At 61.9% G+C, this 19,994-nt stretch carries 21 protein-coding genes; 13 read left to right on the top strand and 8 right to left on the bottom strand.

Annotated features, from left to right (window positions below):
- The 4 genes from WC739_RS16825 to WC739_RS16810 all read left to right on the top strand — a co-directional run.
- Nucleotides 1-437 (top strand): cobalamin-dependent protein (locus WC739_RS16825; protein ID WP_372954160.1); only part of this gene is annotated, 437 nt, incomplete at its 5' end.
- A 98-nt stretch (nt 438-535) separates the two neighbouring features.
- On the top strand, nt 536-1,645 hold the full coding sequence (locus tag WC739_RS16820) for a mandelate racemase/muconate lactonizing enzyme family protein (protein ID WP_372954159.1): 1,110 nt from the start codon (nt 536-538) through the stop codon (nt 1,643-1,645).
- Between the two features lie 179 nt (nt 1,646-1,824).
- Nucleotides 1,825-2,298: a DUF3828 domain-containing protein gene (locus WC739_RS16815; protein ID WP_372954158.1), complete on the top strand. Its 474-nt coding sequence runs from the start codon at nt 1,825-1,827 to the stop codon at nt 2,296-2,298.
- Nucleotides 2,299-2,302: 4 nt separating this feature from the next.
- On the top strand, nt 2,303-2,917 hold the full coding sequence (locus tag WC739_RS16810; protein WP_372954157.1) for a hypothetical protein: 615 nt from the start codon (nt 2,303-2,305) through the stop codon (nt 2,915-2,917).
- An 8-nt stretch (nt 2,918-2,925) separates the two neighbouring features.
- Here WC739_RS16810 and queF read toward each other — a convergent pair whose 3' ends face one another.
- Nucleotides 2,926-3,387 (bottom strand): preQ(1) synthase, encoded by a 462-nt coding sequence (gene queF, locus WC739_RS16805; protein WP_372954156.1) that lies wholly within the window; start codon nt 3,385-3,387, stop codon nt 2,926-2,928.
- A 139-nt stretch (nt 3,388-3,526) separates the two neighbouring features.
- Between queF and WC739_RS16800 the strand changes: the two genes are divergently transcribed.
- Nucleotides 3,527-5,572 carry an FAD-dependent oxidoreductase gene (locus WC739_RS16800; protein ID WP_372954155.1) on the top strand — a complete coding sequence of 682 codons (2,046 nt, stop codon included), beginning with the start codon at nt 3,527-3,529 and terminating at the stop codon, nt 5,570-5,572.
- A gap of 73 nt (nt 5,573-5,645) precedes the next feature.
- Here WC739_RS16800 and WC739_RS16795 read toward each other — a convergent pair whose 3' ends face one another.
- Nucleotides 5,646-7,709 carry a putative bifunctional diguanylate cyclase/phosphodiesterase gene (locus tag WC739_RS16795; protein WP_372954154.1) on the bottom strand — a complete coding sequence of 688 codons (2,064 nt, stop codon included), beginning with the start codon at nt 7,707-7,709 and terminating at the stop codon, nt 5,646-5,648.
- Nucleotides 7,710-8,014: 305 nt separating this feature from the next.
- On the opposite strand from WC739_RS16795, the gene WC739_RS16790 reads away from it, so the two are divergent.
- Together WC739_RS16790 and tdh are read left to right on the top strand one after the other, a co-directional pair.
- Entirely contained in the window at nt 8,015-9,202 is a 1,188-nt protein-coding gene (locus WC739_RS16790; RefSeq protein WP_372954153.1) for a glycine C-acetyltransferase, read from the top strand.
- A 52-nt stretch (nt 9,203-9,254) separates the two neighbouring features.
- Nucleotides 9,255-10,289, top strand: a complete 1,035-nt coding sequence (gene tdh / locus WC739_RS16785) for an L-threonine 3-dehydrogenase (RefSeq protein ID WP_372954152.1) — start codon at nt 9,255-9,257, stop codon at nt 10,287-10,289.
- Nucleotides 10,290-10,304: 15 nt separating this feature from the next.
- On the opposite strand, the gene WC739_RS16780 is transcribed toward tdh, so the two are convergent.
- From WC739_RS16780 to WC739_RS16765, 4 genes are all read right to left on the bottom strand, one after another.
- The gene (locus WC739_RS16780; protein ID WP_372954151.1) at nt 10,305-10,949 is read right to left on the bottom strand and encodes a CDP-alcohol phosphatidyltransferase family protein; all 645 of its coding nucleotides are present in this window, start codon (nt 10,947-10,949) and stop codon (nt 10,305-10,307) included.
- A 7-nt stretch (nt 10,950-10,956) separates the two neighbouring features.
- Nucleotides 10,957-11,907 carry a phosphatidate cytidylyltransferase gene (locus WC739_RS16775; protein WP_372954150.1) on the bottom strand — a complete coding sequence of 317 codons (951 nt, stop codon included), beginning with the start codon at nt 11,905-11,907 and terminating at the stop codon, nt 10,957-10,959.
- Entirely contained in the window at nt 11,904-12,557 is a 654-nt protein-coding gene (locus tag WC739_RS16770; RefSeq protein WP_372954149.1) for a lysophospholipid acyltransferase family protein, read from the bottom strand. Before WC739_RS16770 ends, WC739_RS16775 begins: the two co-directional genes overlap by 4 nt.
- Nucleotides 12,558-12,675: 118 nt before the next feature.
- Complete coding sequence (locus WC739_RS16765; protein ID WP_372954148.1) at nt 12,676-13,167, bottom strand: MarR family winged helix-turn-helix transcriptional regulator; 492 nt, start codon at nt 13,165-13,167, stop codon at nt 12,676-12,678.
- Nucleotides 13,168-13,275: 108 nt separating this feature from the next.
- Between WC739_RS16765 and hmgA the strand changes: the two genes are divergently transcribed.
- From hmgA to WC739_RS16745, 4 genes are read left to right on the top strand one after another with little or no spacing between them, the layout of a single operon-like run.
- Nucleotides 13,276-14,589 carry a homogentisate 1,2-dioxygenase gene (gene hmgA, locus WC739_RS16760; protein ID WP_372954147.1) on the top strand — a complete coding sequence of 438 codons (1,314 nt, stop codon included), beginning with the start codon at nt 13,276-13,278 and terminating at the stop codon, nt 14,587-14,589.
- Between the two features lie 11 nt (nt 14,590-14,600).
- Nucleotides 14,601-15,455, top strand: coding sequence for an MBL fold metallo-hydrolase (locus tag WC739_RS16755; RefSeq protein WP_372954161.1), 855 nt, complete (start codon nt 14,601-14,603; stop codon nt 15,453-15,455).
- Nucleotides 15,456-15,514: 59 nt separating this feature from the next.
- Nucleotides 15,515-16,528, top strand: coding sequence for a fumarylacetoacetate hydrolase family protein (locus WC739_RS16750; RefSeq protein WP_372954146.1), 1,014 nt, complete (start codon nt 15,515-15,517; stop codon nt 16,526-16,528).
- A gap of 20 nt (nt 16,529-16,548) precedes the next feature.
- Complete coding sequence (locus WC739_RS16745) at nt 16,549-17,091, top strand: DinB family protein (protein ID WP_372954145.1); 543 nt, start codon at nt 16,549-16,551, stop codon at nt 17,089-17,091.
- A gap of 53 nt (nt 17,092-17,144) precedes the next feature.
- Here the strand turns inward: WC739_RS16745 and hppD are convergent, their stop codons facing one another.
- Complete coding sequence (gene hppD, locus WC739_RS16740; protein ID WP_372954144.1) at nt 17,145-18,254, bottom strand: 4-hydroxyphenylpyruvate dioxygenase; 1,110 nt, start codon at nt 18,252-18,254, stop codon at nt 17,145-17,147.
- A gap of 104 nt (nt 18,255-18,358) precedes the next feature.
- Here hppD and WC739_RS16735 point away from each other — a divergent pair, with 104 nt between their 5' ends.
- Nucleotides 18,359-18,859: an Lrp/AsnC family transcriptional regulator gene (locus tag WC739_RS16735; RefSeq protein WP_372954143.1), complete on the top strand. Its 501-nt coding sequence runs from the start codon at nt 18,359-18,361 to the stop codon at nt 18,857-18,859.
- 10 nt (nt 18,860-18,869) lie between these two features.
- On the top strand, nt 18,870-19,574 hold the full coding sequence (locus WC739_RS16730) for a hypothetical protein (RefSeq protein WP_372954142.1): 705 nt from the start codon (nt 18,870-18,872) through the stop codon (nt 19,572-19,574).
- 94 nt (nt 19,575-19,668) lie between these two features.
- Here WC739_RS16730 and WC739_RS16725 read toward each other — a convergent pair whose 3' ends face one another.
- Nucleotides 19,669-19,992, bottom strand: coding sequence for a TIGR01244 family sulfur transferase (locus WC739_RS16725; RefSeq protein ID WP_372954141.1), 324 nt, complete (start codon nt 19,990-19,992; stop codon nt 19,669-19,671).
- Nucleotides 19,993-19,994: the final 2 nt, after the last annotated feature.

Genomic DNA, 19,994 nt, shown 5'->3' with positions numbered 1-19,994 from the left:
TGTTCATCCTGCGGCCGCTGCTGGTAGCCACCGGCGCGCCCAAGCAGGGCAAGATGGTGATCGGCACCGTCAAGGGCGACATCCACGACATCGGCAAGAACCTGGTCGGCATGATGATGGAAGGTGCCGGCTTCGACGTCATCGACCTCGGCATCAACAATGCGGTCGAGAAATATCTCGACGCGATCGAGCAACACCAGCCCGACATCATCGGCATGTCCGCACTTCTGACAACCACCATGCCCTACATGAAGGTCGTCATCGACACCATGAAGGAAAAGGGCATCCGCGACGACTATGTCGTGCTGGTCGGCGGCGCTCCGCTCAACGAGGAATTCGGCAAGGCCGTCGGCGCCGACGCCTATTGCCGCGACGCAGCCGTGGCCGTCGAAACCGCCAAGGACTACATGAAGCGCAAGCACAATTTGCGGGGTTGAGCACGCCAGTCCGATCCAGCTTCGTGACCGAGAGGCTGTCATAAACCGGGATGGAAAGTTGGCCGGAAACGCTTGGCTCGAGGGGGGCTGAAGTCCGCATGCGTATCGAAACGATAAAAGTCTATCGGATGCTTCTGCCTGTCAAAGGCGGCGCCTATCGTATGGCTAGCGATACCGTGCGCGATCTCGACAGCACGCTCGTCGAAGTGATCACCGAGGACGGGCTGTCGGGCTGGGGTGAGACTTGCCCGGTCGGCCCTGTTTATCAGCCCCAACATGCCCTGGGCGCGAGAGCGGCGATTGCTGAAATCGCTCCAGGGCTGATTGGTGAGGACACCACGTCCATGCGGCGCCTCACGAAAAGAATGGACGAGCGGTTGAACGGTCACAACTACGCCAAGGCGGCCTTGGACATAGCTCTCCTCGATCTCATCGGGCAGCGGCTGGGCGTTCCGGTTTCAACACTCCTTGGCGGTGCGCTCACCGATCGTGTGCCTTCCTACTACTCTACCATTGTCGGTGAACCGGATGAGACGGCGCGTATTGCCGTCGACAAGGTCAAAGCCGGCTATCCACGGCTCCAGATCAAGGTAGGCGCAAGGGATCTCGAACAGGATGTCGCCACCGTGCACAAGGTATGGGAAGCCATTGGCTTCAAGGCCCGGATAGCGGTCGATGCCAATCGTGGACTCACCACCGCGTCGGCGCTGCACATCGACCGGCTTTGCCAGGCTATCCCGTTCGTCTTCGAACAGCCTTGCAACACCATGGAGGAAGTCGCCAGCCTCAAGGGACGCGTTACCCACCCGGTCTACCTCGACGAGAACACCGAGGATTTGAACGCCGTGCTGCGGGCAGTCTCTTCAGGTATCGCGGATGGATTCGGATTGAAGGTCACACGGCTCGGCGGTCTGACCAGGATGGTCACGGTCCGGGACCTGTGTGCGATACGATCTCTTCCGCACAGCTGCGACGATGCCTGGGGCGGCGACGTCATCGCCGCGGCCTGCGTGCACCTTGCCGCTACCGTCGAGCCCAGACGCTTTGAGGGCGCGTGGATCGCGCAAGAATACATCGAAGGGCATATCGACCCCGTAAATCCCGTCGTCATCGAAAACGGCCATATACGCGTCCCCCAGATGCCCGGGCTTGGGGTCAAACCTGATCGCTCCCGGCTCGCAGCGCCCGTCGCGATTTTCGGAGGCTGAGAATCCTGTGCCCTTCACGGCGATTGTATCGGGCCAGTATCCCAGTCAGTGGCGAGCTTGCGGAACACCTGGCGGGGCATCCGAGGCAGGCGCCCCCGGACTTCATGAGCCGCAAAAAAGCCGATATGCAGGATGCGTGGTATTGATAGCATCAAGCCATCAAGACCCGGAGATTGCGCATGAGACCGACAGCGTTCGTTGCCGCTCTAACGATCGTGCTTCCCGCGGCCGCCGTCGCCGGACCGGCGTCGGACGCCGTCAAGTTCTTCTATGTTCCGGCTGTCAAATTCGAGGCAGATGCACAGTATCGGGACCGTTTCACCGAGCCGGTCACGAAACTGTTCGACCTCAACGATCAGGCGATCAAGAAGCATCCCGACCAGGTCGCCTGCATCGATTTCGATCCCGGACTCGATGCCCAGGACTTCGACCAGAAGTCCGTCTTCAAGACGCTGCAACTGTCCGAAAAGCTCGATGGTGACAATGCAGAAGTTACAGCGTCCTTCAACCTGTTTTCGGAAGGCGATGATTCCAAACGCGAAATGGTCTGGTCGCTCAAGAAGATCGACGGCAAGTGGAAGGTATCGGATATCGCCTCGAAGACCAGCGACTGGAAGCTCAGCGCGCTGGAATGCGTGGCCGGCCAGGAGTGATTCAATGCCCAGACGCCCAGTCGTGGCACTGTTGACTGTGTGCGTGCTGGCGGCGGGTCTGAGCGCCGCCACCGCTCAAGGCTTGTTTGGCGCGCCTCCCGCGAATGCCCCCGCTGAAAACGCGCCCGCCTACAGCGCGCCGGCCGCCAATGCGCCCGGTGGTGCGACGGAACCGACGTCGCCGCCCGTCGGCTGGTCGCCAGCGGAAGCCGCGTCCGCTGCCGCGCCTGTCCAGCCGGGTTCGCCGACGGCGGTGGTCCGGCCGTTTTACGACCAGGTCAATTTGGAGATCGATCCGGCCGAGCGCGGCCATTTCATCGATCCGGCGAAAACCGTGCTCGACAAAAGCGATGCGCTGCGCAAATCCGGACAGGGTGAGTGTCTCGACCCGAACATGGCGCTCGACAATGCGGACTATGACAAGGACGAGATCGACAAGAGCCTGAAAACCCTCGAGGCGATCAACGGCGACCAGGCCAAGGTCATCGTTGCCTTCGTCATCGCCGGCAACCCGCATCGCCTCGAATGGAAGTTCAAGAAGGTCGACGGCGACTGGAAGATATCCGACCTGCTCTCGGTGACCGGCCAATGGGCGCTCAGCCAGTATCAGTGCGAATGATGTGGGAGCTAGCCGCGCCCGCGATAAGGGGCCACTCCGGTATCCGGCAGCCAGGCGCCTTCGGGCGGCGCGCCGGTCTGCCAGAAGACATCGATCGGAATGCCGCCGCGCGGATACCAATAGCCGCCGATGCGCAACCACAGCGGCTTCGTCGCCGCCACGATCCGGCGGCCGATCATCACCGTGCAGTCCTCATGGAAGGCGCCGTGGTTGCGAAACGACGTCATGAACAGCTTGAGCGACTTCGATTCCACCAGAGCCGCATCCGGCGCGTAGTCGATAACGATATGGGCGAAATCCGGCTGGCCGGTGACCGGGCAGAGCGAGGTGAATTCCGGGCAGGTGAAGCGCACAATGGCCGGCGGCCCGTCGCCACGCGAAAACGGCACCGTTTCCAGGACCGCCTGATCAGGGCTTCGCGGCGTCTCGACCCGGCTGCCGAGTTGCGTAAGGTCTTTGGTGATGGTCATGGGCGAAGGCCTCTTTCGATTTTGCCGCTCATAGCATTGGACCGAAAAGTGCGCAGCGGTTTTCGGATAAATCCGATGCCGAACTAGGGAATGGAACAGCACAGGCTGCTCCAGCACAATTTGAAACAGCAGGAAGACGATGACCAGCAACGATCCGCTCCTCCAGCCCTACCAGCTCAAACACCTGACGCTGAAGAACCGGGTCATGTCGACCAGCCATGAGCCGGCCTATTCGGAGGACGGCATGCCGAAGCAGCGCTACCGGCTCTACCATGCGGAGAAGGCCAAGGGCGGCATGGCGCTGACCATGACCGCCGGCTCGGCGATCGTCTCGCGCGACAGCCCGGCCGCCTTCGGCAATCTGCACCTCTATGACGATCGCATCGTGCCGTGGCTGGCGGAACTCGCCGAGTCCTGCCACGAGCATGATTGCAAGGTGATGATCCAGATCACCCATCTTGGCCGCCGCACCGGCTGGAACAAGGCCGACTGGCTGCCGGTGCTTTCAGCCTCGCCGGTGCGCGAGCCGGCGCATCGCGCCTTTCCCAAGATCATCGAGGATTGGGATATCGAGCGCATCGTCGCCGACTATGCCGCGGCGGCGCAGCGCTGCCAGGCCGCCGGCCTCGACGGCATCGAGTTCGAATCCTATGGCCATCTGATGGACGGGTTCTGGTCTCCCGCCACCAATCACCGCGACGATGAGTACGGGGGCTCGCTCGACAACCGACTGCGCTTCACGCACATGGTGCTCGATGCGGTGCGCGCGGCCGTTGGCGAGAAATTCGTCGTCGGCATCCGCATGGTCGCCGACGAGGATTTCGAGAAGGGCCTGTCGAAGCAGGAGGGCATCGAGATCGCCAGCCGACTGGCCAATTCCGGCAAGGTCGATTTCCTCAACATCATCCGCGGTTCGATCGAGAGCGACGCCGCACTCACCAAGGTCATCCCGGTGGCAGGCATGCGCTCTTCGCCGCATCTCGATTTCGCCGGCGAAGTGAGGGCGGCGACGAAGTTCCCGACCTTCCACGCGGCGCGGATTTCCGACGTCGCCACCGCGCGCCATGCGATCGCCACCGGCAAGCTCGACATGGTCGGCATGACCCGCGCCCACATCGCCGATCCGCACATCATTCGCAAGGTGATGGAAGGCCGCGAGCACGAGATCCGTCCTTGCGTGGGCGCCACCTACTGCCTCGACCGAATCTATGAGGGTGGCGAAGCGCTGTGCGTCCACAACGCCGCGACCGGCCGCGAGGCCGACATTCCGCACATCATCGCCAAGACCGAGGGTCCCAGGCACAAAGTCGTCGTCGTCGGCGCCGGGGCGGGCGGACTGGAGGCGGCGCGTGTCGCGGCCGAGCGCGGCCATCTGGTGACGGTGCTTGAGGCGTCGGGCGAGGCCGGCGGCCAAATCCGGCTGGCGACGCAGAACCCGCGCCGCAAGGAATTGATCGGCATCATCGACTGGCGGCTGGCCGAGCTCCAGCGGCTCGGCGTCGAAATCCGCTACGACACGTGGGCGGAGAAGGACGAGCTCTTGGCGATGTCTCCCGACGTGGTCGTGGTCGCCACCGGCGGCCTGCCGCAAAATCCGCCGCTGACGGCGGGCGAAAATCTCGTCACCTCGAGCTGGGACATCATGGCCGGCAGCGTGAAGCCGGCCGAGAGCGTGCTGCTCTATGACGACAATGGCGGTCACCAGGGCATGGGCGCGGCTGAACTGATCGCCAACAGCGGCGCCAGGCTGGAGCTGGTTTCGCCGGAGCGCTTCTTCGCTCCGGAAATGGGAGGCATGAACCACGTGCCCTACATGCGTGCCTTCCAGGAGAAGGGCGTCACCATCACCATCAACACGCGGCTGCGCTCGGTGCGGCGCGAGGGCAATCAGCTGGTCGCGGAACTGGCGTCGGATTTCGCCGATGGCTGGCGTGCCGAACGGCGGGTCGACCAGGTGGTGGTCGAACACGGCACGGCGCCGCTCGACGATCTTTATCTCGGCCTGAAACCGCTGTCGCGCAATGGCGGCGCGGTGGACTACGAACGTCTGGTCAGCGGTGGCGACATCTTCCCGGCACGCAACCCGCAAGGCGGATTCGTGCTGTTGCGCATCGGCGACGCGGTCGCCTCGCGCAACATCCACGCCGCAATCTATGATGGCATCAGGTTCGGTTTGCGGATCTGAGCCCGCCATCGATCGCGCCGTTCAGCGTACCGGGCGCGCGCGTCGATGGTTTCAACCTCGACGCGGCACAGTCCTAAGCCAGGCTGCCTTGCAACACGGTCAGCCTGGGTCTCTTCGGCATACGCGCCGTCAGCCATTCCAGCGCCTTGTCCCGCGGCATGGGGAAGGCGATGGAATAGCCCTGCACCTGGTCGCAGCCGATCGACTTCAGCGAAGAGAGCTCGGCCTCGGTTTCGGCCCCTTCGGCGACGATCGAGATGCCGAGACCGCGGGCAAGTTCGGTGATGGCCCGCACGATCTTGGAATTGTCACCGTTCTCGTTGATGTTCTGGACAAAACGGCGATCGATCTTGAGCCGGTCGATTTCGTTCGGGTTGACATGGCTGAGAGAGGCATAGCCGGTGCCGAAATCATCCAGTTCCAGATGGACGCCCGCTGCCCTTATATGACGCAGCTTTGCCGCGATGCCCGTCTTCTCGTCGTCAAGGATGACGGATTCGACGATTTCAAGCGACAGTTTCTGCGTCGGCAGGCCGGCCTTCTCCAGCGTCGCGAACAGGAACGTGTCGAAGTCGTGCTCGCGCAGTTCGGTGCCCGAAACGTTGACCGCAAGCCGCCCGAAAGCAATGCCGGCTCGGTGCCATTCGGCCGCCTCGTCGATCGCCTTCCGGATGACGATGCGGCCGACGTCGGGCATGAAACCGCATTTCTCGGCGACCGGAATGAATTCACCGGGCGAGATCATGCCGCGCTCGGCGTGGTTCCATCGCACCAGCGCCTCGATGCCGCTGATCGTCCCGTCGGTCAGCGACACCTGTGGCTGGAAATAGACGTCGAACGCCTTCTCCGCGATGGCTGTCTTGATGTCCTGTTCGAGCTGCTTGCGGTGGTCCAGCTCGCGGCGCAACTCCTCCGAGAAGAACGAGAAATTCCCGCCCCCGGTCTTCTTGGCGGAATACAGCGCCAAGTCGGCATGGACCAGCAGGTCCTGCGCGTTGTCCGCGTCGACGGGATAGACGGCGATGCCGGCGCTGGCCCCGGGAAGGATGGTCGCGCCCTGGAAGGTGATCGGCTCGTTGATCTGCGTCAGGATGCGCCGTGCCAGCGAATTGATGTCCTCCGTGCCGCCGGCGCCGCCGAGGATCATGACGAACTCGTCGCCGCCGAGGCGCACGCACAGATCCGACGCGCGGCAGGAATCGCGCATGCGTTGTGCCGTGATCACCAGCACGTAGTCGCCGGCGGCATGACCGAGCGTGTCGTTGATCTGCTTGAACCGGTCAAGGTCGAGCTGGATGACGGCCAGGCGTTCGCGGCGCCGGTGCGAACCCTTGAGCAACGTGTCGAAATGATCAGTCAGGAATGTGCGGTTGTGCAGGCCGGTCAGTCCGTCGTGCACCGCAATGAAGGCCATCGAATTGCGCGCGTCGATCAGCTCATGCGTCTTGCGCAGGATGGCTTTGGACATCGGCCGGAAGATGAACACCGCCACAAGCACGATGACGCCGATGGTGGCGAAAAACAGCCTGCGGTGAAGCTCCAACAGGCTTTCCGACTGCTCATCGGCAAAGGCGTTGATGCGCTGCCCAAGCGCGGCGTATCCCGACAGTGCCGCGTTGGCGACGGAAGCATCGAGATTGACACGCTCTTGGCCGCCCTTGTAGCCGCCATTGCCGAACTGGGATTCAAATGCCGAGGCCAGGCGCTGGCCGTTGGCGATCAGCCCGACGGTGAAATAGTCGAGATGGAACGGGCCGCCGAAAAGCACGCTCTCGACGGACCTCGGGTCGAGCCTGGCTTGCGAGTTGGGGTCGGCCCGGGTCTCCTTGAGGAGAAGGTCGTAGTTCGCCTCGAATTCGCTCGTGGCTTGCTTCAACGCGCTGACCAGCGCCGGTTGCTTGTCTCGCGCGGCCGCGCCCGTCGCGCTCGCGAGGAAGACGATGCGCTGCGACAACGTCTTTTGCGTGCTGACGATATCGAGCAAGGTGTGATTGTTTTGTTGGGTGGCCATCGTGGCCTGAAGCAGGAGGAACGAGGCCATCACCATGGCGGCGATGATCAGCAGTGCTGCCCAGTATCCGGCCTTGATCAGCAGTATGAGTCTGCCCGAAATGGTATGCACTGCCTGCTGCGACATGTTCGGGGGCGGCCTCTCGCCAAACGGATTCCTGCTGTTGGGACCATTGGACTGCAATTGTTAACAGGTTTGGAAATCGATAACCGAGCTCTCGACGGAGGTGGGCAAAGATAGCCGAATGGTTATCGCCACCTTTCGCGCCGCAGATGCATTTGAGCATTCGTTGACTGCAACCGGAACCGCTTGGTGTTTGCCGATCGAGAGGGTTCGCTTTGGTGCCGTCCAGCCACCGATCCGGTCGCTTTTACGATGGATTTTTCATGCCGAGGGGTCGACAGTCGGGCCACATCAAACGAGGCCCGAACATGACCACGGCATTTCTTTCCCACATCGATAGCGAACTCGCGGGGCTCAAGTCGGCCGGCCTCTACAAGTCGGAGCGGGTGATCACCTCGACGCAGTCGGCCGAGATCGAGGTCGGCGGCCGCAAGGTGCTCAACTTCTGCGCCAACAATTATCTCGGCCTCGCCGACAGCGCCGAGTTGCGCACTGCAGCAAAGCAGGCCCTCGACCGCTATGGCTACGGCATGGCCTCGGTACGCTTCATCTGCGGCACCCAGGAGGAGCATAAGCAGCTCGAAGCGGCGATCTCCTCCTTCCTCGGTCTGGAGGACACCATCCTTTATGGATCCTGTTTCGACGCCAATGGCGGTCTGTTCGAAACCCTGCTCGGCGAGGAGGATGCGATCATCTCCGACGCGCTCAACCATGCCTCGATCATCGATGGCGTGAGGCTGTCGAAGGCAAAGCGTTTCCGCTACGCGAACAACGACATGGCGGACCTGGAAGCACGGCTGCAGGAAGCACGGGACTGCCGCTTCCGTCTGATCGCCACCGATGGCGTGTTTTCGATGGACGGCATCATCGCCAATCTCCGCGGCGTCTGCGACCTCGCCGACAAATACGATGCCATGGTGATGGTCGATGATAGCCATGCGGTCGGGTTCGTCGGCAAGAACGGTCGCGGCTCGGCCGAACATTGCGGCGTCGAGGGCAGGGTGGACATCATCACCGGCACGCTTGGCAAGGCGCTCGGCGGCGCCTCCGGCGGCTACACCTCGGGCAAGAGCCAGGTGGTCGACTGGCTGCGCCAGCGTTCGCGGCCGTACCTGTTTTCCAACACGCTGATGCCGGCAATCGCCGGCGCTTCGATCAAGGTATTCGACCTTGTCCGTCATGGCGACGGCTTGCGCGAGCGCCTATATGACAACGCGGCGCGGTTCAGGTCCGAGATGGGCAAGCTCGGCTTCACCCTGGCCGGTGCCGATCACCCGATCATCCCGGTGATGCTGGGTGACGCCACGCTGGCGCAGGAAATGGCGGCGCGCATGCTGAAGCTCGGCATCTATGTCATAGGCTTTTCCTTCCCGGTCGTGCCGAAAGGCCAGGCTCGCATTCGCACGCAGATGTCGGCGGCCCATTCCAGCGCCGATATCGATCGCGCGGTGGAGGCGTTCGCCACCGTCGGCAAGGAACTGGGTGTGATTTCCTGAAAGCCTCGCACCGAAAAACGATTCCGGATCAAGAGATTCAAGGAAGAAGAGCATGTCGAACATGATGAAGGCGCTGGTCAAGGCCAAGGCCGAGCCGGGCATCTGGATGGAACAGGTGCCGGTACCGGAGATCGGCCCCAACGACGTGCTGATCAAGATCAGGAAGACAGCGATCTGCGGCACCGACGTCCACATCTACAACTGGGACCAGTGGGCGCAGAAGACGGTGCCGGTGCCGATGGTGACGGGCCATGAGTTCGTTGGAACGGTGGCCGATTTCGGCGCCGCGGTCACCGAATACAAGGTCGGCCAGCGCGTGTCGGGCGAGGGCCACATCGTTTGCGGCCATTGCCGCAACTGCCGGGCGGGCAGGGGTCATCTCTGCCGCAACACCCTCGGCGTCGGCGTCAACCGGCCCGGTGCATTCGGCGAATACCTGGCGATTCCGCAACACAATGTCGTGCCCATCCCCGATGATGTTGCAGACGAGATCGCCGCCATCTTCGATCCCCTTGGCAATGCCGTCCACACCGCATTGTCGTTTGATCTGGTCGGCGAGGATGTGCTGGTCACCGGCGCCGGGCCAATCGGCATCATGGGTGCGCTGGTGGCGCAATGCGTCGGCGCCAGAAAAGTGGTCATCACCGACATCAACCCGGTGCGGCTGGCACTGGCGAAGAAACTTGGCGTCCAGCATGTCGTCGATGCCTCGAAGGAAAAACTTCGCGAAGTCATGCCGGCGCTCGGCATGACCGAGGGCTTCGACGTCGGCCTCGAAATGTCGGGCGCCGCACCTGCCTTCCGCGACATGATCGACACCATGAACAATGGCGGCAAGATCGCCATTCTCGGCATCGCGCCGACCGGCTTCGAAATCGACTGGAACAAGGTCATCTTCAAGATGCTGCATCTCAAGGGCATCTACGGCCGCGAGATGTTCGAAACCTGGTACAAGATGATCGCGTTGGTGCAGGGGCCGCTCGATGTCTCGGGCCTGATCACCCACCGCATCGGCATCGATGATTTCCAGACCGGCTTCGACGCCATGCGCAGCGGCAGTTCCGGCAAGGTGGTGATGGACTGGTGAGGCAGCCGCGGTCGATCAGGACCGCCTGGTTTTCAGCCATCGCACCTGCCGCCAGCCGCGGCGAAGCGCGGTCGCGGCGGCGCCGACCGCGATAATGGCCAGCGCGAGCGTCAAGACCTCGTTACCGCCGTGCCACAGAAACTCCACCGACGACAGCAGTGCCGCGCCGGTCGCAACCGCCATGCGGTGCGGTTTGGCCATTGGGCCGGAGAAATCGCTCGGCGTTCCGTTGGCCCGCCCGAGTTCGCGCACATAGGCGGTAAGAACCGAAAGACAGGCCGTCGCCCAGCCTAGGCCAGGCATGGCGATGCCATAGCCAATGCCGACCATGATGGCGATGTCGGCGATCCTGTCGGGGAACTCGTTCCAGAAAGGCCCGTCGGCCGACGCCTTGCCGCCTTCCACCGCGACCATGCCGTCGAACAGGTTGCACAGCAGGCGAAGCTGGCAAGACAGCGCGGCGGCCAGCAACAGCAACAGCCGCGTCGTGCCCTGGCTCTGCCCGCCAAACCAGAAGGCCGCGCCGGCCAGCGCGCCGGCAAGCATGCTGGCCTGCGAAATCTGGTTGGGGGTGACCGCGAGTGTGGCCAGACGTCTGGCCGTGGCCTGGGCCCAGCGCGTGTTGCGGCTTGCAAGCGGTCTGCGATCGCCGGTGTTCATCACTGCCTCATCCTGGCGACCAGAAGTAGCGTGTCAGGTGGAAGAAGATCGGAGCCGAGAAAACCACCGAATCCAGCCGGTCGATCAGGCCGCCATGGCCGTCGATCAGGTGGCCCCAATCCTTCACACCGCGGTCGCGTTTGATGGCGGACATCACAAGCCCGCCGAAAAAGCCCATCAGCGTGATCAGGAAGGCCATCGCACCCGCCTGAAGCGGAGAGAATGGCGTGATCCACCACAGGCCGGCGCCGATGAGGCTCGCGCTGGCAATGCCGCCAACGAAACCTTCGAGCGTCTTGGACGGCGACAACCTTGGGGCGATCTGTGTGCGCCCCACCATCTTGCCCCAGACATATTGCAGCACATCGCTCAGTTGCACGACGATGACAAGGAAGGCGATCAGAAGCACGTTGCGGCCGTCGTAGCCGGGAATGTGCAAGGTCAGGAGAGCCGGCACGTGCGAGGCGCAGAAGACGCAGATCATCAGAGCCCATTGCACCTCGGCGATGCGCACGAGGAAGTGCTGGGTGTCGCCTCTTACAGCCGAGATGATTGGCATCAACAGGAAGGCGTAGACCGGGATGAAGACGGAAAAGATCTCGTAGTCCTCGATCCAGAGCAGCACATATTGCACCGGCAGCACGATGAAAAACGCGGTGGCCAGCGCCCAGTGGTCGGCACGCCGCGTGTTCGTCAGCGTCACGAATTCGCGAAGCGCGGCGAACGAACAGAAGGCGAAGAGGAGCAGGACGCCGATGCGGCCCGCGACGAAGGCGATCGCGATGAGGATCGCCATCACCCACCATGCATTGATGCGCGCGTTGAGGTTCTCGATGGCCGCGTTGGAGCCATCCGGCGACAAGCGCCTTTCCAGGACGTATCCCACGAACGAGGCCACAAGCAGGATCGCGCACACGCCGAGCACGAGTATCAACATGTCGAATTGGGTCGGGCTCATTCCTCGACCCTTTCGGCCGCTGCCCTTTTCGGCGCCAATGAGAGCAATGCCGCACTTGCGCGCTCCAGGAACATATCCTTGGCCTCGCCATCGGCCAGGTGCATCGGCTCGCCGAACGTCACCGTGCAGATCAGGGGGATAGGCACGAATTCCCCCTTGGGCATCACCCGGTTGAGATTTGCGATCCAGACCGGCACCAGTTCGAAGTCCGGGTGCGATGCCGCCAAATGGTACAGGCCGGATTTGAATGGCTGCAGGGGCGCGTCGGACTGGTTGCGCGTGCCTTCCGGGAACAGGATCAGCGAGGAGCCTTCCTTCATCGCGTTGCCCATGCTTTCGATAGGATCGGCGGTGCGTCCATCGCGATTGCGCTCGATCAGCACGGCGTTGAAAACATCGCGCCCGATGAAGCCCCTGAGTCTGGATTTGAGCCAATAGTCGGCGCCAGCCACGGGGCGCACCCGACGACGCAGGCGCGGCGGCAGGACTGCCCAGATCAGGATGAAATCGCCATGGCTGGAATGGTTGGCGAAGAAGATCGAACGACGGCGCGGCAGCCTGCCTTCATGCCAGAACGGCCGGACGGCTGTGATGGCCCGGGCAAACAGCAAGACGATCACGGCCACCGGCTTCGCGATCAGCGACTTCATAGATTCCCCCAATCGTGCATGCTTTATGCAGCCGGCAATATCCAGTGAAAAACCGCCATCGGACAAGCAAGGACCAAGACATCCTGCGCCAGCACCGGCTACCAGTTCGATGTATCCGTCACGTGTCCCCTGGCGAGGGCCGCTGTTTCCAACCCAACGCGATTTCCAGTGACGCGACGCCGTTGACGATGCAGGCTTGTTCGGTTGCGCTCAGCTTGGCCAGCAAAGCTCGTTCGAATGCCTTCGCCAATGGCACCATTTCGCGGTAGGCGGCAAGTCCGGCCTTGGTCAGGGCCAGATGCTCGATCCGGCGGTCGTTTTCGTCTGGCAGTCTGGTCAGCCAGCGCCGTCGTTCCAGTTCCGCAACGGCGCGCGACACCTTGGTCTTGTGCATCGCCGACTGCGCGCCGAGCTCCGTCGCTGTCATCGTGCCGCGCTGGCCAAGCCCTGAAAGAGTGCGCCACTCCGGCCGGGTCAGGCCATGGCTGTCCTTGTATATCGCTCCGAATTCGCGGCTCACGGCGTCGGCAAGGCGATAGAGCCGGTAGGGCAGGAAATTCTCCAGATCGAGTATTTCGCTGCCGCCAGAATCCTCGCTTTCGGCCGTCATTCTGCAGAACCGCCATTGATGGTTACATTATCGATGGTTACAAATGAAACCAGTTAGGTCAACCCGCGTCGATGCCCTGTGTCTTCGCGGATGCAAAGGGAGGAAGCGATGGCCTTTTCCTACATGCCGGGTTTCGGAAATGACTTCGAAACCGAGACGCTGCCCGGCGCGCTGCCGCAAGGCCGCAACTCGCCCCAACGGCCCGCCTATGGCCTCTATGCAGAGCAGCTTTCAGGCTCGCCGTTCACCGCGCCACGCGGCACCAATGAGCGATCCTGGCTCTACCGGATCCGGCCGAGCGTGAAGCACACCGGCCGATTCGAGGCGGCGAACTATCCCCTATGGAAGACCGCGCCCAATGTTGGCGACCACGAACTGGCGCTCGGTCAGTATCGATGGAACCCGGTGCCGATGCCGAAGGAGCCGACCGATTTCGTCGCCGGCATGCGCACCATCACGACGGCAGGCGACGTGCTCGGGCAGACCGGTATGGCGGCGCATATCTATGTCGCCAACACGTCGATGGTGGACGATCATTTCTTCAATGCCGATGGCGAGTTGCTGATAGTCCCGCAGGTCGGTGCCTTGCGCCTCGTCACCGAGATGGGCGTCATCGAGATCAGGCCCGGCGAGATCGCCGTATTGCCGCGTGGCCTCGTCTTCAAGGTCGAACTGGTCGACAAGGAAGTGCGCGGCTATGTCTGCGAGAACTATGGCGCCAAGTTGACCTTACCCGATCGCGGCCCGATCGGCGCAAACTGCCTGGCCAATCCGCGCGACTTCAAGACGCCTTGCGCCTGGTTCGAGGAGAAGGAGACGCCATGCCGGCTGGTGGTGAAATGGTGCGGCAAATTCCATGTCACCGAGATCGGCCATTCGCCGCTCGACGTCGTCGCCTGGCACGGCAATTACGCGCCCTATAAATATGATCTGGCAACGTTTTCGCCGGTCGGCGCCCTCCTTTTCGACCATCCCGATCCGTCGATCTTCACCGTGCTGACCGCGCCGAGCGGCGAGGAGGGCACCGCCAACATCGACTTCGTCATCTTCCCGCCGCGCTGGCTGGTGGCCGAAGATACGTTCCGGCCCCCCTGGTACCATCGCAACATCATGAGCGAGTTCATGGGTCTGATCCATGGCCAGTACGATGCCAAGGAGGAAGGCTTCGTCCCCGGCGGCATCAGCCTGCATAATCTCATGCTGGCCCATGGCCCGGATGCGCCTGGTTTCGAAAAAGCCTCGCGCGCGGATTTGAAACCGGTCAAACTCGACAACACCATGGCCTTCATGTTCGAGACCCGATACCCGCAGATGCTGACCCGCTATGGCGCCGAATTGGAAACGCGCCAGGACAATTATATCGACTGCTGGGCCGACCTGAAGAAGCGCTTCAACGGCACGCCGGAGGGCGACTGGTCTTGAGCGTCGAGCCAATGCCGGACCGGCTGGTGCTGCTAGGCTCGAAGGGCGGCCCGGCTCTGCGGCCGGGCGGCCCGTGGCCAAGCTCATCGCTGCTTCAGATCGGTGGGAGAACCATCGTCGTCGATTGTGGGCTTGGCGTGACGCGCAGTCTGGCCGATGCCGGCATCGACCTGAAGGGGCTCGACCTGATCTTCATCACGCATCTGCATTCCGATCATGTGTTGGAACTCGGGCCACTGCTTCACACCGCGTGGACGGCAGGCTTGGCAACGCCGGTCACTGTGTTCGGTCCGCCCGGCACCGGCCACTACTGGCAACGCTTCTGCCAGGCGATGGAATTCGACATCGCAATACGTATCGCCGACGAGGGTCGACCCGACATTCGCGAGTTGGTCTCGATCGACGAATTCGGCGAAGGCCAGGTGGTCGCACAAGGCAGCCTGAAGGTTTCGGCGCTGCGCGTCGACCATCCGCCGGTGACCGACTGTTTTGCGCTGCGCTTTGAGCATGGCGGGAAAAGCGTGGTGTTTTCCGCCGATACAGCCTTTTTTCCAGCACTCGCGGACTTCGCCGAAGGTGCTGATATCCTTGTCCACGAAGCCATGCTGGAGGAAGGCATCGAGCGCCTGGTTGCCAGAACCGGCAATGGGGCGCGGCTCAGGGAACATCTGCTTGCCAGCCACAGCTTTGCCGAAGAAGCCGGGCGCATCGCCGGCGACGCCGGGGTGAAAAGACTGGTGCTCAACCATCTCATTCCCGCCGACGATCATGAGATCGGCGAGGCCGACTGGATTGCTGCTGTCAGGAGAACATGGATGGGCGACTTGACGATCGCCCGCGACGGCCTTGTTGTGGAACTGGCGTGATCCCGAAGGGGTAGGAAGAAAAAGAAGCGGCGAAAAGACTGCATCAGGAGGAAAACCGCATGAAGCTTGCCACCTTGAAGGACGGGACGCGCGACGGAAAACTCGTCGTCGTCTCGCGCGACCTGACGCAGTACACCGACGCCTCGTTCCTGGCGCGCACGATGCAGGCGGCACTCGATGACTGGCGCCGGATCTCGCCGCATCTCGCCACCATCGCGGAATCGCTGGAAAACAATGCGGTGCCTTGGGTCCGCTTTCACGAGCACGACGCGCATTCGCCATTGCCGCGCGCCTATCAATGGGCTGACGGATCGGCTTATGTGAACCATGTCGAGCTGGTCCGAAAAGCCCGTGGCGTCGAGATGCCGGCGAGCTTCTGGACCGACCCGCTGATCTATCAGGGCGCCTCCGACTCCTTCATTGCGCCGCGCGACCCGATCCGCATGGTTGACGAAGCTTTTGGCGTCGACATGGAGGCAGAGGTCGCCGTCATCGTCGATGACGTGCCGATGGGCGCCAGCCTCGATGACGCGCGTGCCGCGATCCGGCTGGTCATGCTGGTCAACGATGTCACGCTGCGCGCGCTGACCGGGCCGGAACTCGCCAAGGGATTCGGCTTCTTCCAGTCCAAGCCGTCCTCGGCCTTCTCACCCGTCGCAGTGACGCTGGACGAAATGGGCGATGCCTGGGATGGCGGCAAGGTCAGCCTGCCCTTGCTTGCCGATCTCAACGGCAAGCCGTTCGGCAGGGCGAATGCCGGCATCGACATGACCTTCGATTTCCCGGCGCTGATTGCCCATGCCGCCAGGACAAGACCGCTGGTGGCCGGCACCATTATCGGTTCGGGCACCGTGTCCAACACGCTCGACGGCGGTCCGGGTAAGCCCGTCTCGGCCGGCGGCGCCGGCTATTCCTGCATAGCCGAGCTGCGCATGATCGAGACCCTTGAGGGAGGCGAAGCCAAAACGCCGTTCCTGCGCTTTGGCGACACGGTGCGCATCGAGATGAAGGACCGGGCGGGACACTCAATCTTCGGCGCCATCGAACAGACGGTCGAGAAATACCAGGGGTAGCGATAGGGGAGGTTTCAGCGGTGACTCTTCTGGACCATCTCCGCCGCATGGCCGGCAATAATCTCTGGTCGAACGACCGGCTCTATCGTGCCGTGCTGGCACTCCAGCCCGGTGAGTTCGAAGCCGAGCGAAACAGCTTTTTCCCGTCGATCAAGGCGACGCTCAACCATATTCTGGCGGTCGACCATCTCTATCTCGATTTTCTCGAAGAGGGCGGCGTCGGTGCCGCGGCCCATGATGATTTTCGACCCTTCGACGAACCGCAGGCGCTGTTTGCCGCCCAGATCGCAGCCGACCGGCGGCTGATAGACTTCTGCCAAGGCCTTTCGGAAACCGATCTCGATCGCCGTGTCATCACCGACCGGCGCGAGGACGGCAGGATCCCCGAAAGGATCGGCGACATCCTCGCCCATGTCTTCCTGCATGATATCCATCACCGCGGCCAGGTGCACGCGATGCTGTCCGGCACGTCGGTCAAGCCGCCGCAGCTCGACGAGTTCCTGCTCGACTACGATGCGAAGCTGAGAGCGAAAGAGGTCGAGCGGCTGGGGCTCAAAATCTGATCTGGCGCATGATCCCAACCGGGAGCATGTGCAATCGCTCGACCTGAAATCTGTTACGCCGCATGGACCTTGATCACGCCGCGCTTGATCTGGTCCTGCTCGATGGATTCGAACAGCGCGCGGAAATTGCCTTCGCCAAAACCCTCGTCGCCCTTGCGCTGGATGAACTCGAAGAAGATCGGGCCAATCACGGTCTTGGAAAAGATCTGCAGCAGGATCTTGGTCATGCCGCCGTCGACCACGCCTTCGCCGTCGATCAGGATGCCGTGTTTCTTCATCCGCTCGACCGGCTCGTCATGGCCGTGCACCCTGGCATAGGACATGTCGTAGTAAGACTCGGGCGGGCCGGGCATGAATTTCAGGCCATTGGCGGCGAGCTTGTCGGTGGCGGTGTAGATATCATCCGTGCCGACTGCGATGTGCTGGATGCCTTCGCCATTGTACTTCTTCAGATACTCCGCGATCTGGCTGGTCTCGTCCTTGGATTCATTGAGCGGAATGCGGATCTTGCCGCAGGGCGACGTGATGGCGCGGCTGACCAGGCCGGTGATCTTGCCGTCGATGTCGAAGAAGTGGATTTGCTTGAAGCCGAACAGATTGCGATAGAAATCCCACCATTTGTCCATCTGGCCGCGATAGACATTGTGGGTGAGATGGTCGAGGAAATAGAAGCCGACCCCTTGCGGCCGCGGATCCCGCGCGCCCAGCCACTCGAACTCGGCGTCATAGGCCGAGCCCTTCTCGCCATAAGTCTCGATGAAATAGAGCAGCGAACCGCCAATGCCGACGATGGCCGGCACATCAAGGCCTTTGTCGTCGCCTTCGTAAGGCGTCGCGCCCTTGGCAACGGCGTGGTCGAAGGCATGTTTGGCATCGACCACGCGCCAGGCCATCGAGGCGGCGCAGGGGCCATGCTTGTCGACGAACTTCATCGCATGCGAGCCCGGCTCAGCATTGACGACATAGTTGATGTCGCCCTGGCGCCAGATGGTGATGTCTTTGGTCCGGTGCTTCGCGACGGCCACATAGCCCATGCGGGTGAACAGCTCGGCCAGCTTCTGCGGCTCCGGATGCGCGAACTCGACAAACTCGAAGCCGTCAGTACCGGCAGGGTTGTCCTTGCTGATCGTGGCGGGCGGGGCGTCGTGCGGGAAGGGACCCATGGCATTCCTCCAAAGCTGGCTTGGCCTGAAAAGGCCATCTCGCACCATCATATCCCGCAGCCGGCGCACGGTGCTTGCATTCAAACGCCTGAACTGATGATGTCATGCGCGAAGCGTGCATGATTGGAGGAAAAACCGTGGATGAAACGCGTATTGATCAGTTCGACCGCAAGATAATGGCTCTGCTACAGGGTGACGCGCGGCTTACCAACAACGATCTGTCGGAGCGCGTCAACCTGTCGGCGTCGCAATGCTCGCGCCGCCGCCAGCGGCTCGAGGAAGATGGTTTTATCAAAGGCTATCGGGCGGTGCTCGACCGCGACAAGCTCGGCTTCTCGCTGGTCAATGTCATCTCGGTAACGCTTGCCACCCACAACCGCGACAACGCCCGACGCTTCGGCGAACTGGTGGCGCGGCTGCCCGAGGTGCAGGAGGCGCACGCGCTGACTGGCGAGATGGATTACATCTTGAAGGTCGTGACGCCCGATCTCAAATCATTGTCCGAGTTCGTCAACGGGGTGCTTCTGCCGCACGAATCCGTACAGCATGTGAAGACGGCGATCGTGCTGGAGACGCTGAAGGAAACCGGCGCGCTGCCGATTTGAGGAGCCTCGTATGACTACGCAAAACACTCGCTTTGCTAAAAACTTGGCAACTCGCATTGATGATCTGCGCGCATTGGTTCCTGTTGGTGCCTCTGACACACAGGTTAGAGCAGCCACAGTGTGGCTTCGCGATATTCACGACAATTTACAAAAATTTTGGCTCTATGTCGGACTGACTGGAGACCCTAGCATCAGAGCTTACGGTTTGGAATGGGATCCTTTGCCGGGTGACATCACCGCGATTCTTTTCGGAGGCGAGGAGATACCGAAGCTCGGACATATTGGGCCGCTGACGCCGGTAGTTCGTTCTGAAAGCGCTCCTGGAGTGCTGGTCGAACATCCTAGCATTGGCCTCAGCTGGATAATAATGAGCCAGACAACGCCGATAGACTTCACGATGGGGGGCGATCCCTTCCACGAAAAAGAGAGAAGCCTCGCAGATTATTTTGCATGTAGTGTCGGATGCTACGAAGGCTTGTCATTCAGTCGCTTTGATGTCGTCGAGTACGCAGCATACCGGGCCGGGTACGTTCACTCACAAGGAGACCGTTATCTTAAGCGTAGCCCTGTGGCCGCAGCCGCCCTCGACAAAATTGATGCATTCTATCCGCTATACCAGCGGAACAACCTCGACTATGTCCTTCTATCAATTGCACAAGAGCTGATGAATTCCGAGGCGATTGAAGAGTACCGAGTAGCCGCAGGTAGGTTTTGAGGCCGCTTCATGATCCCGACACATACCAGTTGATGCCTTCCCGTCCCAACTCCGAACGATCAACCGTTCAAGAACTCACCTCAGGTAGTCTTGATCAACCCTTCGACTGCTGGATCAGCCCATACAGATTGGTGCATCGCGCGCCGGAACGGCAATAGGCGAACACCGGGCCGTCGAGTTCGTCCAGCGCTTCGGCCTGGTCCGCGACATTCTCGGCCGTCATCTGGCCGCTGATGACGGGGATGTAGCGAAAGGCGAGGCCGGCGGCTTCGACCGCGGACCCGATGCTCTTGGCCGAGGGCTGGCCGGGTTGCTCGTCATCCGGCCGGTTGCAGATGACGCTCTTGAACCCGGCTTCCTTGATGGCGGCGACGTCTTCAGGCTGGATCTGGGCCGAGACCGAATAGTCCTCGCTGATCT

It is taken from the genome of Mesorhizobium sp. (assembly GCF_041661565.1).
Taxonomy (GTDB): domain Bacteria; phylum Pseudomonadota; class Alphaproteobacteria; order Rhizobiales; family Rhizobiaceae; genus Mesorhizobium.
The sequence above is the reverse complement of the archived record's forward strand: the minus strand, read 5'-3'. Positions and strand labels throughout refer to the sequence as shown.

Excerpts from the sequence above, each read along its gene's own strand:
- WC739_RS16820 (WP_372954159.1), top strand. The coding sequence starts at position 536 with ATGCGTATCGAAACGATAAAAGTCTATCGGATGCTTCTGCCTGTCAAA.
- WC739_RS16815 (WP_372954158.1), top strand. The coding sequence starts at position 1,825 with ATGAGACCGACAGCGTTCGTTGCCGCTCTAACGATCGTGCTTCCCGCG.
- WC739_RS16810 (WP_372954157.1), top strand. The coding sequence starts at position 2,303 with ATGCCCAGACGCCCAGTCGTGGCACTGTTGACTGTGTGCGTGCTGGCG.
- queF (WP_372954156.1), bottom strand. The coding sequence starts at position 3,387 with ATGACCATCACCAAAGACCTTACGCAACTCGGCAGCCGGGTCGAGACG.
- WC739_RS16800 (WP_372954155.1), top strand. The coding sequence starts at position 3,527 with ATGACCAGCAACGATCCGCTCCTCCAGCCCTACCAGCTCAAACACCTG.
- WC739_RS16795 (WP_372954154.1), bottom strand. The coding sequence starts at position 7,709 with ATGTCGCAGCAGGCAGTGCATACCATTTCGGGCAGACTCATACTGCTG.
- WC739_RS16790 (WP_372954153.1), top strand. The coding sequence starts at position 8,015 with ATGACCACGGCATTTCTTTCCCACATCGATAGCGAACTCGCGGGGCTC.
- tdh (WP_372954152.1), top strand. The coding sequence starts at position 9,255 with ATGTCGAACATGATGAAGGCGCTGGTCAAGGCCAAGGCCGAGCCGGGC.
- WC739_RS16780 (WP_372954151.1), bottom strand. The coding sequence starts at position 10,949 with ATGAACACCGGCGATCGCAGACCGCTTGCAAGCCGCAACACGCGCTGG.
- WC739_RS16775 (WP_372954150.1), bottom strand. The coding sequence starts at position 11,907 with ATGAGCCCGACCCAATTCGACATGTTGATACTCGTGCTCGGCGTGTGC.
- WC739_RS16770 (WP_372954149.1), bottom strand. The coding sequence starts at position 12,557 with ATGAAGTCGCTGATCGCGAAGCCGGTGGCCGTGATCGTCTTGCTGTTT.
- WC739_RS16765 (WP_372954148.1), bottom strand. The coding sequence starts at position 13,167 with ATGACGGCCGAAAGCGAGGATTCTGGCGGCAGCGAAATACTCGATCTG.
- hmgA (WP_372954147.1), top strand. The coding sequence starts at position 13,276 with ATGGCCTTTTCCTACATGCCGGGTTTCGGAAATGACTTCGAAACCGAG.
- WC739_RS16755 (WP_372954161.1), top strand. The coding sequence starts at position 14,601 with ATGCCGGACCGGCTGGTGCTGCTAGGCTCGAAGGGCGGCCCGGCTCTG.
- WC739_RS16750 (WP_372954146.1), top strand. The coding sequence starts at position 15,515 with ATGAAGCTTGCCACCTTGAAGGACGGGACGCGCGACGGAAAACTCGTC.
- hppD (WP_372954144.1), bottom strand. The coding sequence starts at position 18,254 with ATGGGTCCCTTCCCGCACGACGCCCCGCCCGCCACGATCAGCAAGGAC.
- WC739_RS16735 (WP_372954143.1), top strand. The coding sequence starts at position 18,359 with ATGCGCGAAGCGTGCATGATTGGAGGAAAAACCGTGGATGAAACGCGT.
- WC739_RS16730 (WP_372954142.1), top strand. The coding sequence starts at position 18,870 with ATGACTACGCAAAACACTCGCTTTGCTAAAAACTTGGCAACTCGCATT.